The 13,377-nt window shown below is 63.8% G+C and carries 12 protein-coding genes and 1 pseudogene; 5 read left to right on the top strand and 8 right to left on the bottom strand.

Annotated elements, in window-relative coordinates:
* Positions 1 to 170: 170 nt before the first annotated feature.
* The 6 genes from B3873_RS22515 to B3873_RS22540 all read right to left on the bottom strand — a co-directional run bounded on the left by B3873_RS22515 (position 171) and on the right by B3873_RS22540 (position 5,209).
* Positions 171 to 440 carry a hypothetical protein gene (locus tag B3873_RS22515; protein ID WP_034338578.1) on the bottom strand — a complete coding sequence of 90 codons (270 nt, stop codon included), beginning with the start codon at positions 438 to 440 and terminating at the stop codon, positions 171 to 173.
* 234 nt (positions 441 to 674) lie between these two features.
* Complete coding sequence (locus B3873_RS22520; RefSeq protein WP_286869185.1) at positions 675 to 1,466, bottom strand: transporter substrate-binding domain-containing protein; 792 nt, start codon at positions 1,464 to 1,466, stop codon at positions 675 to 677.
* A 13-nt stretch (positions 1,467 to 1,479) separates the two neighbouring features.
* On the bottom strand, positions 1,480 to 2,253 hold the full coding sequence (locus tag B3873_RS22525) for an ABC transporter permease (protein WP_088754909.1): 774 nt from the start codon (positions 2,251 to 2,253) through the stop codon (positions 1,480 to 1,482).
* A gap of 78 nt (positions 2,254 to 2,331) precedes the next feature.
* Positions 2,332 to 3,333, bottom strand: a complete 1,002-nt coding sequence (locus B3873_RS22530; protein WP_134223004.1) for an ABC transporter substrate-binding protein — start codon at positions 3,331 to 3,333, stop codon at positions 2,332 to 2,334.
* A complete protein-coding gene (locus tag B3873_RS22535; protein WP_134223005.1) occupies positions 3,330 to 4,103 on the bottom strand; it encodes an ABC transporter ATP-binding protein in 774 nt (257 codons plus the stop codon). Before B3873_RS22535 ends, B3873_RS22530 begins: the two co-directional genes overlap by 4 nt.
* A 215-nt stretch (positions 4,104 to 4,318) precedes the next feature.
* Positions 4,319 to 5,209, bottom strand: coding sequence for an NAD-dependent epimerase/dehydratase family protein (locus B3873_RS22540; RefSeq protein WP_286869192.1), 891 nt, complete (start codon positions 5,207 to 5,209; stop codon positions 4,319 to 4,321).
* A gap of 36 nt (positions 5,210 to 5,245) precedes the next feature.
* Here B3873_RS22540 and B3873_RS22545 point away from each other — a divergent pair, with 36 nt between their 5' ends.
* The 3 genes from B3873_RS22545 to B3873_RS22555 all read left to right on the top strand — a co-directional run bounded on the left by B3873_RS22545 (position 5,246) and on the right by B3873_RS22555 (position 8,479).
* Positions 5,246 to 6,295: a CDP-6-deoxy-delta-3,4-glucoseen reductase gene (locus B3873_RS22545; protein ID WP_034334029.1), complete on the top strand. Its 1,050-nt coding sequence runs from the start codon at positions 5,246 to 5,248 to the stop codon at positions 6,293 to 6,295.
* 420 nt (positions 6,296 to 6,715) lie between these two features.
* Positions 6,716 to 7,918 carry an acetylornithine transaminase gene (locus B3873_RS22550; protein ID WP_286869186.1) on the top strand — a complete coding sequence of 401 codons (1,203 nt, stop codon included), beginning with the start codon at positions 6,716 to 6,718 and terminating at the stop codon, positions 7,916 to 7,918.
* 3 nt (positions 7,919 to 7,921) lie between these two features.
* A complete protein-coding gene (locus B3873_RS22555; protein WP_286869187.1) occupies positions 7,922 to 8,479 on the top strand; it encodes a C40 family peptidase in 558 nt (185 codons plus the stop codon).
* Here B3873_RS22555 and B3873_RS22560 read toward each other — a convergent pair.
* Positions 8,467 to 9,240, bottom strand: coding sequence for a FadR/GntR family transcriptional regulator (locus B3873_RS22560; RefSeq protein ID WP_286869189.1), 774 nt, complete (start codon positions 9,238 to 9,240; stop codon positions 8,467 to 8,469). The genes B3873_RS22555 and B3873_RS22560 overlap by 13 nt on opposite strands.
* An 8-nt stretch (positions 9,241 to 9,248) precedes the next feature.
* Positions 9,249 to 10,310: an Ldh family oxidoreductase gene (locus tag B3873_RS22565; RefSeq protein ID WP_286869190.1), complete on the bottom strand. Its 1,062-nt coding sequence runs from the start codon at positions 10,308 to 10,310 to the stop codon at positions 9,249 to 9,251.
* Positions 10,311 to 11,194: 884 nt separating this feature from the next.
* On the opposite strand from B3873_RS22565, the gene B3873_RS22570 reads away from it, so the two are divergent.
* The gene (locus tag B3873_RS22570; protein WP_209584208.1) at positions 11,195 to 12,934 is read left to right on the top strand and encodes an IlvD/Edd family dehydratase; all 1,740 of its coding nucleotides are present in this window, start codon (positions 11,195 to 11,197) and stop codon (positions 12,932 to 12,934) included.
* Between the two features lie 296 nt (positions 12,935 to 13,230).
* Positions 13,231 to 13,377, top strand: a pseudogene (locus B3873_RS22575) (C-terminal binding protein); the annotation flags it as partial.

Below are 13,377 nucleotides of genomic sequence, written 5' to 3' on the forward strand. Positions count from 1 at the left end.
GAGCGGGCCGGGGCGGACACGCGACCTCAACCCTCCTGCCGCAGCAACGACAAAGCCCGCAACGCCCTTGTACCGGGCGTTGCGGGCTTTGTTGAATCCAGGTTAAGAATCCGGAATTGGCCGCTCATTGGCCAATGCGCGGCCAAATCACGTCGCCGGCAAGGCAGGAATCAGGCTACCGAATTGACGGTGGTGCCGATGATCTCGCCGGTCGCATTGCGCGAGGCCTGCTCGCGGCGATTGCGTTCCTGGCGGGCGTTTTCGGCGCGGGTTTCATCGGCCTGGATTTCTTCGAGGCGACGCTGCTCGGCCTTCAAGGCGGCTGCGGCTTCTTCGGCACGGCGCACGGCCACCGGATCGTTGGCTTTGCCAGTGGTCGGTGCATTGCCGTTGGGGTCGGAGACGACGCCGTTGACGGCAGAGGAAATGTCCATGGCCATGATGGGCTCCCTTTGAAACGAAGGCTGAGGAATGATGACTGGCGGCGACAGGATGTGCCTTCCAGTGGAACGAATGCCGACTATGTTACGCCCATTGCAGCGCTCTGCCACAGGGAAAATCCTGAAATGGGGTGATTTTTGTGCGGACGGTACGGAGCGGCTTGCGCGCTTGTCGACAAATCCCGCTTTCCCGATATCGGCGTGGCAACTTCCTTGCCACGCTGGCAAGAGGCCTCAGTGGCAATCCGGTACGTTCTGATCGAGGTAGACCTCGAAGGCCACGTTGTTGACCCATTTCTTGATGGCCTTGTCCCAGAACGCATCGTTCCATCGCGCGGCCAGTTGCCGTGCGGCGGCCAGGTCGGCCGGGTCATTGCCGCGTACCTGCAGCACCAGCGCCTGGCGGCTGACCGGCGGCAGCTGTGCGGAAAACTTTTTCCATTCGGGCAGCTTCAAGAGCGCCTTCATGAGCGTGTCGTCATGCACGGCGGCATCGCACTGGCCGATGCGCACGGCCAGCAGCGAATCGGCCGGGGCCGGCATCACTTTCTCGATGGCGGCATAGCGCGCGCTGAGGGTGCCGACATAGGGCGACCCGGCGGAAACGCAGACGGTGCGGCCTTTCAGGTCTTCCCATTTGCGGATGGTGGTATCGGTGCGCATGATGGCCATGCCACCGGCGCTGTAGCCGGTCGGAACCATGATGACGTCGGCCGCGCCCGCTTGGGCGACATCGATGCGCGTGAGCACGACATCAGGACGCACGCCCTTCAATGCAGCGCGGTCCTGCGTAGTGGGCTGGAGGTCTACCTTGAGCTTCCACTGTGCGACAAGATCCTCGGCCGGCACGATGGCGATGTTTTCCGGGGTACGGAATTTCATGCCGCCCTTGTAGACCGGCGGCACGTGGTCCAGCCCGATGCGCACGGTGTCGCTGCGTCGTGCGTCATCGAGCACGCCAGCCTGCGCGGCGCCCACGGTCAGGCAGACCGACGCCAACACGGTGAGGCGAACGAGGGTATGCATGGCGGGCATAGCTTCAGACGTACTGGTACTTGAGCAGGCGATGCTTGAGGTTTTCCAGAATCACCTGGTCGATCAGCGCAGCCAGGATGGCGATGGTGAGGATGTTGGCCATCACGCCGATCATGTCGGCCGTCTCGCCCGAGTAGGCCAGCGTGCGGCCCAGACCCTTGCCGAATCCGACCAGCATTTCAGCGGAAATGAGCGCGCGCCATGCATTGCCGAAAGCCAGTTGGGCACCGGTGATGAGTTCGGGCATCACCGCTGGCAGGTACACCCGGCGCAGCATGGACAGGCGCGAGGCCCCCATCACGCGGGCCGCCGAGACATGCACCTGCTGCACGCTCTCGGTGGCATTCATGACCGAGAGTGCGGCCGGGAAGAACGCGGCGATGGCCACCACCACCACGATGGGCAGGTTGCCGAAGCCCATCAGGATCAGGAACAGCGGCACCCAGGCAATGGAGGGAATCGATTGCAGGATCACGATGGCCGACTTCAGCACTTCACGGAAGAAGAACAGCACCGCCCCGATCAGGCCGAATCCGATGCCCAGCACCAGCGCCGAGCCATAGCCCAGGCCCAGGCGATAGAGACTGCCGAAGAGGGCCGTGCGGAAACTGCCGGACTGCACTTCCTCCACCAGCCGCGCGGCCACCTCGGGCACGCCAGGCATCAGGAAGGATGGCAGCGACCAGGCCGCAATCTGCCACATCAAAAGGATGAAGACGATGGCCAGCAGCATGGCCAGTTTCTTGCGGAGTCCGGTAACGCGACGCTGTGAGCTCATAAGGACAGGAAAGACAATGGCCGGACAGCGTCCGGCCAGGGTGAACACAAAAGGAAATCGATCAGGCGCAGTGCCGCATCACAGCTTGCGCGCGTTCTGCCACGACAGGTCGGTGATGGAATTCACATCGAAGGGCTTGCCGTCGCGGGTCTTGAGCGAACCTTGCGATTGCAGGATATCGGCGATTTCCTGCATGCGGTCCTGGTCCTTCTTGCTGATCTTGGGGGTGAAGGTCTGGCTCTTGATGGCGTCGCGGATGACGTCTTCACGCAGCATCTCGCCATGCTTCAGGGTCTTCAGGGTCGGCTCGGCGATGAAGTAGCCGGCAATCAGCTTGGAGGCTTCGGCAGGCTTCTTCTGCAGCAGGGTGATGGCATCGCGTTGCGCATCCAGCGACTTCCAGACGGCATCGCGCTTCTTCTTCAAGGTCTCGCCGGAAGTGATGACGACCATGCAGGGGAAGGGCCAGACTTCGCCGATTTCATAGACCTGCTTGACCGGCGCGATCAGTTGCGCAATGCGCGCCTGCGGCTCGAACAGGAAGGCCGCATCGACGCGCTTGCCCACCAGCGACTGCACCGCCACCTGGGGCGAGACGCCCATGACGTTGACGTCATCGGGCTTCACGCCCGCATCACGCAGGACCACGCCCTTGAGCACGGTGTCAGCGGTGCTGCCCTCGGCCTGCGAGGCCAGGGTCTTGCCCTTCAAGTCAGCGACCTTGTTGATGCCGGAATCCTCGCGCGCCACCAGGGCGTGATAGCCCAGCTGCGCACCGCCGACCACCTTCAGGTCCGCGCCCTTGGAGGCCCAGGCCACGGCATTGGAGAAGCCGAACACGCCGCTGTCGAGCTGGCCGCCGACGATGGCCTTGACCAGGTCAGTGCCGGACTTGAATTCGATCAGTTCCACATCCAGGCCGTACTTCTTGTAGAGACCGGCTTCATAGGCGGCCATGGCCTGGGCATCGTCCATGACGCGCAGGTAGCCGATCTTGAATTTTTCCAGGGCCAGGGCGTTGCCCGAGAAAGCCAGGGCTGCGGCGGTGATGGCCGGTGCCAGGATGCGTGCGAGTTTCATACTCCTACCCCTTCCAGGTTTTTTGCAAATTCGTCCTGCTCGGCGTGGATGCCCAGCAGGCAAAGGATTTCGCGGCGGGTGGCCGCAAATTCGGACAGGTCGTGCGTCTTTTCGTGATGCACGAGATTGAATTCCTTCAAGACCTTGGCCGGACGCGGGCTGAACACGAAGATGCGGTCAGCCAGGAACAGCGCCTCGTCCACATCGTGCGTCACCAGCACCACGGTCGGGCCCTGCTGGCGGATCAGGTCGCGCAGGGCATCCTGCAGGGTCATGCGAGTGAGCGCATCGAGCGCACCGAAGGGTTCGTCCAGCAGCAGCGCCTTGGGCTGCGAGATGAAGGCGCGCGCCAGGGCCGCGCGCTGGCGCATGCCGCCCGAGACCTGGTGCGGATAATAATTTTCGAAACCCTTGAGCTTGACGTTCTCCAGCCAGACGCGGGCCTGGTCGGCGGATTTCTTCTTGTCGACATTCTGGAATTCCAGTGCCAGCGCCACGTTTTGCTGCAGCGTCAGCCAGGGATAGAGCGCGTTTTCCTGGAACATCAGGGTACGCTCGGGATGCGGGCCGCGGATGGCCTGGCCGTCGGCGGACACGGTGCCGCTGCTGGCTTTTTCCAGGCCGGCTGCCATGTGCAGCAGGGTCGACTTGCCGCAGCCGGAAGGACCGACCAGCGCGACCAGCTCACCCGAGGCGATCTCGCGGGTGAATTCCTCGATCACGTGCAGGTCGCCGAAACGCTTGGCGACGTTGTTGAAAGATAGCTTCATGTGGTCCGCGGACGGGCCGCGCGTGGAATGGATGGAACGGAAGAGGCGCGCCGGTGCTGGCGCACGCGCCGGTCAGAAACTTCACAGGCTGCTCCAGCCTCCCCCATTGAGTCAGGCATGCACTGTACTGAGCCCGGCTATGCAAAACAACTACTTAAAAATCGTATGCTTATTCGTATTTCGAATAAGAAAGGTGGGCAAAACGCATAAAGGCGTCAGCCCTTCGTCAGCCTTTGCTCCCGCCATTGGGTCAACAGGCTCTGCACATCGGGATAGCGCAACTGCACGCCCAGCTCCTCCTTGATGCGGGCATTGTGGAGGCGGCGTGATTCCGACATGAAGGACAGCATCATCGGCGAGACGCTGCGTTCCAGCTCGCTGCGCGGCAGGCGCGGCGGACGGGAAAGACCGGCGGCATCGGCCACGGCGTCGAAGTAGTCGCCCATCTTGAGGTCGGTATCGTCGACAGCGTGATAGACGCGGTTGGGCGCGCCCAGGCGCATAGCCGCCAGGCAGATGCGGGCCAGGTCGTCGGCGTGGATGTGGTTGGTATGCACGTCCTCCTGCGCCACCAGCGCCGGCAGGCCCTTGTGCAGGCGCTCCAGCGGCAGGCGGTCGGCGGCGTAGATGCCCGGCACGCGCAGGATGGAGAGCTTGCCATGGCGGCGCCGGGCCCAGGCGCGCAGCACGGTTTCGGCATCCACCCGGCGCACGGCGCGGGCGTTCTGCGGACGCACGCTGCGGGTCTCATCGAAACTTGCGCCAGCGCAATCTCCGTAGACACCGGTAGTGCTGACATAAACCAGGCGCGCGCCCTCGGGTAAAATGGCGGCCAAATTGCGAGTGCGGCGGTCGATGCGGCCCTCGGACTGCGGCGGCGCCAGATGCACGATGGTCGGTGCCAGGCGCGCCAGGCGGCCCAGCGTCAAGGGGGCGTCCAGGTCGGCCACGATGGGAATGGCCCCGGCGGCGCGCAGTTCGGCGCGGCGCCCGGGGTTGCTGGTCACGGCCAGTACGCGGTAGCGCGGCAGCAGCAGCGGCACCAGCCGCAGGCCGACATCGCCGCAGCCCAGGATCAGTACGCGGGGCAGGCCCAGTTTTTTCACGGTGTTCAATCCAAATTTATCCAGAAGCAGAATTGTATGAGTTTCCAAGTCACAGTCCAGCCCAGCGGTCGCCAATTCTCCTGCGACGCCAGCGAATCCATCCTCACGGCCGCCATCCGCGCCGGTGTCGGCCTGCCCTACGGCTGCAAGAACGGCGCCTGCGGCTCCTGCAAGGGCAAGCTGGTCTCGGGTGAGGTCGAGCACGGTCCGCACCAGGTGCGCGCCCTCTCGGAGCACGAGCAGCAGCTGGGCCATGCCCTGTTCTGCGTCGCCAAGCCGCACAGCGACGTCACCATCGAGGCCCGCGAAGTGGCCGGCGTGGGTGAGATCCCGGTGCGCAAGCTGCCGGTGCGCGTGGCCAAGCTGGACAAGGTGGCCGACGACGTCATCATCCTCTCGCTGCAGCTGCCGGCCAACGACCGCCTGCAGTACAAGGCCGGCCAGTACGTGGAATTCCTGCTGCGCGACGGCAAGCGCCGCAGCTACAGCATGGCCACCGCCCCGCACAAGGATGAGCACATGAGCCTGCACATCCGCCACCTGCCGGGCGGTCTCTTCACCGACCAGGTCTTCACCACCCTGAAGGAACGCGACATCCTGCGCATCGAAGGCCCGCTGGGCACCTTCTTCCTGCGCGAGGATTCCGACAAGCCCATCATCCTGCTGGCCTCCGGCACCGGCTTTGCGCCCATCAAGGCCATCGTCGAGCAGTTGGAACATGCGGGCTCGAAGCGCCCGGTGACCCTGTACTGGGGCGGCCGCCGCCCGCAGGACCTGTACATGAACGCCCTGTGCCAGCAGTGGGAACAGGACCTGCCCAACTTCAAGTACGTGCCGGTGGTCTCGAATGCCCAGGCCGAGGACAACTGGAGCGGCCGTACCGGCTTCGTCCACCGCGCAGTGATGGAAGACTTCCCCGACCTGTCGGGCCATCAGGTCTACGCCTGTGGCGCGCCGGTCGTGGTGGAATCGGCACAGCGCGACTTCAGCGCCGAATGCGGCCTGCCGGAAGACGAGTTCTATGCCGATTCCTTCACGTCCGAAGCCGACCTGGCCAAGGCCGTGTCGGACACGCCGGCCGCCTGACGGGCCGGGTGCGGGCGCCGGTGCTGTCATGCCGGCGTCACGCACATTTGCGAAGATGCCGCGCAAGCCTGATGCCGCGCGGCCCGGCGAGATGCGATGAAATTGCAACGGTGGCCCGCCCGATGCGCCTGCAAGCGGCTCTGGCGGGAAATTTCTTTTTGACGCTCTGCGCAAAACGTCCTAAACTTCACCGCATGATCGCCAACGCCACATTCTTACGACGCCGCAGCCAACCTGAGAAAGGTTTGCTGCTGCGCGCGTGAAGTGAAACGAATCGCGAAGCCACAGGCAAACCCTGTGGCTTTTTTTTATTCGCCATTTTGGGTCTGTCGTGCGCCTGCCGCCTAGCGCTTAGTGCTCATGTGTCAGCAACGGTCTGCACTACCCTCCCAACCACCCTATTCTTGCAGGAGCCTTTCGATGCAATACAGCCAGTCCGACACCAACAAGCTGATGTATGTCACCAACCGCCCCGAGCTGGTCTTCACCGAAGGCCATGGCATGTGGTTGACCGACCATAACGGGAAGCACTATCTCGACTACCTGCAAGGCTGGGCGGTCAACACCCTGGGCCACTCGCCGCAATGTATCGCCGACGCCCTGAACGCCCAGAGCAAGAAGCTGATCAACCCTTCGCCAGCCTTCTACAATGCTCCCTCCATGGAACTGGCCGAGCTGCTGACGGCCAACTCGGTGTTCGACCGCGTGTTCTTCGCCAACAGCGGTGCCGAAGCCAACGAAGGCGCCATCAAGCTGGCCCGCAAGTGGGGCAAGAAGAACCCGGCCGCCGATGGCTCCTCGCGCTTCGAGATCATCACCTTCAAGCACAGCTTCCACGGCCGTACCCTGGCCACCATGTCGGCCAGCGGCAAGGATGGCTGGGACACCATGTTCGCCCCGCAGGTGCCGGGCTTCCCCAAGGCCATCCTCAACGACCTGGCCAGCGTCGAAGCGCTGATCGGCAGCCACACCGTGGCCGTGATGCTGGAGCCGGTGCAAGGCGAAGGCGGCGTCATCCCGGCGACCAAGGAATTCATGCAAGGCCTGCGTCGCCTGACCAAGGAAAAGAACCTGCTGCTGATCGTCGATGAAGTGCAAGCCGGCATGGGCCGTACCGGCCAGCTGTTCGCTTACCAGCATTCCGGCATCGAGCCGGACATCATGACACTGGCCAAGGGTATCGGCGGCGGCGTGCCGCTGGCGGCCCTGCTGGCGCGTGAAGAAATCGCCTGCTTCGAAGCCGGCGAACAAGGCGGCACCTACAACGGCAACCCGCTGATGACCGCCGTGGGCGTGGCCGTGATCAAGGAACTGCTCAAGCCCGGCTTCATGGAATCGGTGCGCGAGCGCGGCCAGTACCTGCGCCAGCGTTCGCTGGAAATCTCCGAGAAGTATGGTTTCGAAGGCGAGCGTGGCGAAGGCCTGCTGCGTGCCCTGCAACTGGGCCGCGACATCGGCCCGCAGATCGTCGAAGCCGCACGCAACCTGGAGCCGGTGGGCCTGCTGCTGAACTCGCCGCGCCCGAACCTGCTGCGCTTCATGCCGGCCCTGAACGTGACCAAGGAAGAGATCGACCAGATGTTCTCCATGCTGGAAGACGTCCTGGCCAAGATCGAGAAGTAAGCGATGGCGGGACGCGCGAGGATGGCATTGACGCACAGGGCCGCTGCGCCCTCTTCCCGGTCGGCACTGGCTGCAGTATGTGCGGCACTGGTGCTGGCCGCCTGCGGCACGGCACCGACCGCGCCCCCCATCACCCGGCTGCCCGGTGCCCCGCAATCGCAGGCACCGGCGCTGCCGGCCACCGACAATGGCAATGAAGTGGCGCTCTATGCGCTCTCGCTGATCGATACCGGCTACCGCTTCGGTGGCAAGAATCCGTCGGCGGGTCTCGATTGCAGCGGCATGGTCAGCTACATCTTCGGCCAGGCCGCCAATTACCGCATCAGCGGCAGTGCCGCCGACATCGCCCGCAAGGGCCGCCAGATCGATCCTTCGCAATTGCGCGCGGGCGACCTGGTGTTCTTCAACACCCAGAACCGTCCCTTCTCGCATGTGGGCATCTATCTCGGCGATGGCCGCTTCGTGCATGCACCCTCCACCAATGGCAAGGTGCACATCACGCGCATGGACAATCCCTATTTCTCGCGCCGCTTCGAAATGGCGCGCACCTACTTCAACTGAAGCGAAGTCTTGCGGGTGGGCCGTTTGCGCGGTGCGCTCTCCTGCTGCTGGCGGTTGCCATATTCCCGGATCAAATTGGCGCTGTAGCGCGTGAAGGCGATGTCCATGTGGCGCCGCATGGCCGCGCGCGCCTGCTCAGGGTTGCGCTCGCGCAGGGCCTGCATGATGAGGCCGTGCTCCTCGATGGCTTCCTGCCACACGCGGGTGCCGTCGAAGTGGCTGTGCAGGCGCTCGAACAGCGGGCCCAGGCGGGCATCGAAGAGCTGCGTCACCAGCCCGACCAGCACGCTGTTGCCGGTGGCCTCGGCCAGTCGGATGTGAAAGAGGCGATCGGCTTCCAGCGGATCGATGCCCGCTTCGGCATGCGCGATCATGAGCGAGTAGGCTTCCTCGACGGCCGCGATCTGCTGCTTGCTGCCATGCTGGGCAGCGGCATAGGCCACTTCGCCTTCGATCATCTCGCGCGCGCGGATCAGTTCCAGCGGTCCTTCCTCGCCGGACAGGTCATGCCGCAACTCGCGCTGCATGGGCGGTGCACAGACATAAATGCCCGAGCCCATGCGCACTTCGATGTAGCCCTCCACCTCCAGCGCAATGAGCGCTTCGCGCAACGATGGACGGCTCACGCCCAGCTGTACCGACAGTTCACGCTCGGACGGCAGGCGTGAACCGACGGCGAATTCTCCGTCCACGATCAGCTTGCGCAACTGGTCGCTGATCTGCCGGTACAAGCGCTGCGGTTCAATCGCTTCGATGGGCATGATGGTCCTCAGGCGAGGGTCGCGGGAAACTCCAGATCGTAGGCGGCACCGGCTTCACGCAGCATGGGCGCAATGGTCGGATGCAGGGTCACGCCTTGCGCCAGCTGCTCGGCGCGGCGCTGCATGCCACGGTCGCCGGGCATGCGCACCTGGCCCACGCCGGGGCGCGGCGGATTGCTGCGGCAGGCCTGCGCGATGTGATCCATCTGGCGCTTGAAGTCCTGCTCGCCGCCGAAGGCCGACGGATCATAGAGCGACATGAACACCGTCGCCCCCCAGCCCGCTGCCGGATCGGCACGCCCGAAACCGGACAGGCCACCCGTCAACGCCTCGATCAGCACGGCCAGCCCGAAGCCCTTGTGCCCTGCCGAGAGCCCGCCCAGCGGCAGGATGGTGCCCGGCGGCGTGGCCGAGAGCACGGCTGGATCGCGGCTGGGATGGCCGGCGCCATCAATGAGCCATTCTTCCTCGAACTGCTTGCCGGCCTTGTGCAGGCGATTGCTCATGCCGTTGGTGGTGATGGAAGCCGAGATGTCGACCAGGAAGGGTGTGCCGGAAGTGGGAATACCGGCCGCAATCGGATTGGGCGTAAACACCGCCTGCGTGCCGCCGAAGGGAGCCACGCTCTGCACCGCCGGGTCCGAGCTGGCCAGGATCATCATGAAACCCTCTTGCGTGGCACGCAGCAGATAGGCGGCCAGGCAGGCGATGTGGTGACTGTGATGGATGGTCAGTGAAGCGGTTCCATAGTCGCGCGCCTTGGGGATCAAGGCATCGATGCCCTGGTGCACCAGCCACGGGCCCGGCAGGCGGCGGCCATCCCAGGCCAGCGCGGCGGCGCGCTCCGAGAGCACCTCGGGTTGGCCGGTTTTGGCCATGCTGCCCTTTTCCAGTTCCTTGACGTAGGGGGCCAGCAGCGCCAACCCGTGGGTATCGTGGCCCAGCAGGTCGCCATCGACCAACGTGGCGGCGACGCTGTCGGCCTTGTCGGCCTCAAGGCCTGCGCGCTGCAACAGAGTGGTAGCGAACTGACGCAGGGCGTCAGCGGAAAAGCGTTCGGGTGCAGCCATGGCACACACATCCTTTCAGGAAGGGATACTGCTTCCGGCATAGGGAAAGCAGTCAGGAGTCTCCGGAGTCGTTTTTCTTGTCGCGCCGCGCTGTGGAACAAGCAGCGGCATGCGGTCATGTGGTCTGACCAGCGCAAGCAGAATTTCATATCGGCCCGGCACTGTCAAGAATGAAAATGCCGTGAAAAAAAATTCACCTTTCATGCGTCGCAGCATTTCCAGCGCCCCCAACGACCCGTCGCAAACCTAGACCCCGCCTGCCTTCTGGCGCAGTAGCCTGCTGGACCGGATGCTGCGCCGGCAACATGCCGCAAGCGACCGTGGTTTCCTGACAAATCGCTTTCCCGCAATTTGGTATTACCACTTGACCAAGCAAATCCGGCTGCAATAGACTCGCAGCCAATTACACAAGTCACGTCGCTTCAGCGTGCTTCGCCACCGTCGGGGACGGGGCAGGCCGCAGGGCAGAACGGACGGCACAGACCCAGCCGCCACGGCGGCTCCAGGCAACGGAGACATCCCATTGGCTTATCCAGGCACAGCATCGCATGTGAACCGCAGGACGCCGGCTGGCCGGGCGCAGGCGCGCTGCGCCGCTACCGCTTCCAGCGTGCGTGCGCGCCGCGCCTTGCATCGCTGCTCCGCTTTCGGGTCCCTGCTGGCCTTCCTGCTGATTGATTTTTCCCGCTATTTCTTTGACCAGGGCGACAGTCATCCTGTCGCCCTGCGCGCTCTCGCCTGAGTTTGACAAAGACCAGGTTCGCGCAGGCAGCAAGCATTGGACGGCACTGCCGGCCTCATCCGGCTGGCAGCACATGGAACGCATGAAGCAGGGCAAGGGACGCAGTGCGCGCTTGCGCACGCACCTTGCCAGGGAAACGACAATGACTGACGACACCAAGAAAAAATCCACCCGCCGCAGCCAGGCCTGGTTTGGCCGCCAGGACCGCGATGGTTTCATCTACCGCTCCTGGGTGAAGAACCGCGGCATCCCGCACGACCAGTTCGATGGCCGTCCGGTGATCGGCATCTGCAATACCTATTCCGAACTGACCCCCTGCAATTCGCACTTCCGCGCCCTGGCCGAACAGGTCAAGATCGGCATCTGGGAAGCCGGCGGTTTCCCGCTGGAGTTCCCCGTGATGTCGCTGGGCGAGACCCTGCTGCGCCCCACCGCCATGCTCTACCGCAACCTGGCCAGCATGGACGTGGAAGAGTCGATCCGCGCCAATCCGCTCGATGGCGTAGTGCTGCTCATGGGCTGCGACAAGACCACGCCGGCGCTGCTGATGGGCGCGGCTTCGGTGGATGTGCCGACCATCGGCGTCTCCGGCGGCCCGATGCTCTCGGGCAAATACCGTGGCCGTGAACTGGGTTCCGGTACGGGCGTATGGCAGATGTCGGAAGATGTGCGTGCCGGCAAGATGACGCAGGAAGAATTCTTTGAAGCCGAGAGCTGCATGCACCGCTCGCACGGCCACTGCATGACCATGGGCACGGCTTCCACCATGGCCAGCATGGTCGAGGCGCTGGGCGTGGGCCTGCCGCACAATGCCGCCATTCCGGCCGTCGATGCGCGCCGCAACGTGCTGGCCCGCAACGCCGGCCGGCGCATCGTGCAGATGGTGGACGAAGACCTGGTGCTCTCGAAGATCCTCACCCGCCAGGCCTTCGAGAATGCCATTCGCGTCAACGCCGCCATCGGCGGCTCCACCAATGCGGTGATCCACCTGCTGGCCATTGCCGGCCGCATCGGCATCCAGCTCGACCTGAAGGATTGGGACGACATCGGCCAGCAACTGCCCTGCCTGCTGGACCTGCAGCCCTCGGGCAAATTCCTGATGGAAGATTTTTACTATGCGGGCGGCCTGCCGGCAGTGATCCGCCAACTGGAAAGCGTGATCGACAAGAGCGCCCTTACCGCCAACGGCAAGACCCTGTGGGAGAACTGCCAGGATGCGCCAAACTGGAATCCGGAAGTCATCCGCAGCTTCGACCAACCCTTCAAGGAAGCGGCCGGCATCGCCATCCTCAAGGGCAACCTGGCCCCGGACGGTGCCGTCATCAAGCCATCAGCCGCCACCCCTGCCCTGCTCAAGCATCGCGGCCGTGCCGTGGTGTTCGAAAACAGCGACGACCTGCACAAGCGCATCGATGACGAGAACCTGGATGTCGATGAAACCTGCGTGCTGGTGCTCAAGAATTGCGGTCCCAAGGGTTACCCCGGCATGGCCGAAGCGGGCAACATGCCGCTGCCGCCGAAGGTGCTGCGCAAAGGCATCACGGACATGGTGCGCGTCTCGGATGCGCGCATGAGCGGGACCGCCTACGGCACCGTGGTGCTGCACGTCTCGCCGGAAGCGGCCGCCGGTGGTCCGCTGGCGCTGGTGCAGAACGGCGACTTCATCGAACTCGATGTGGAGGCGCGCAAGCTGCACCTGGATGTCTCGGACGAAGAACTGGCACGCCGCCGTGCGCAATGGCAAAAGCCCGAGCTGCCGCCTCAGATGCAGCGCGGCTGGGTCAAGCTCTATGTGGACCACGTGCAGCAGGCCAACCAGGGCGCGGACCTTGATTTCCTGGTCGGCAAGAGCGGACCTTACGTGCCCAAGGACAATCACTGAACTGGCCTGCCCTTGCCCCCAGCAACGGCGGCAAGGGCAGGAGAAATTTTCAAAGCCAACTGGCTTGACCGAATTCCACCTGCAGCAACGCATCAGGCATCACAAGCTTCACAGGCTTCACAGGCTTCAACAAGCAGCATTAAGCAAAAGTTAAGGGTCATCCAAACAGCATTAAATTCAGCTTAATACCAGCATCCGTCGTACCCCGGGACCACGGTACAGCCACACAAGCGGCGGCCGTGTTCCAGGAAGTAGTTGCATCAGGTGGACCAAGACAACCATCACGGAGACGAGCAATGAAAGTACTGATTACGGACTACGATTTTCCCGACGTCGACCTGGAGCTTGCGCTCTACAAGGAAGCCGGCGTGGAAGTCGTGACCGCGCAATGCCGCACGGAAGAGGAGGTGATCGCCGCCTCCGCAGGATGCCAGGGCCTGCTG

This window comes from Herbaspirillum sp. UBA812, from assembly GCF_002296545.1.
In the GTDB taxonomy this organism is placed as follows: Bacteria; Pseudomonadota; Gammaproteobacteria; order Burkholderiales; family Burkholderiaceae_D; genus Herbaspirillum; species Herbaspirillum huttiense.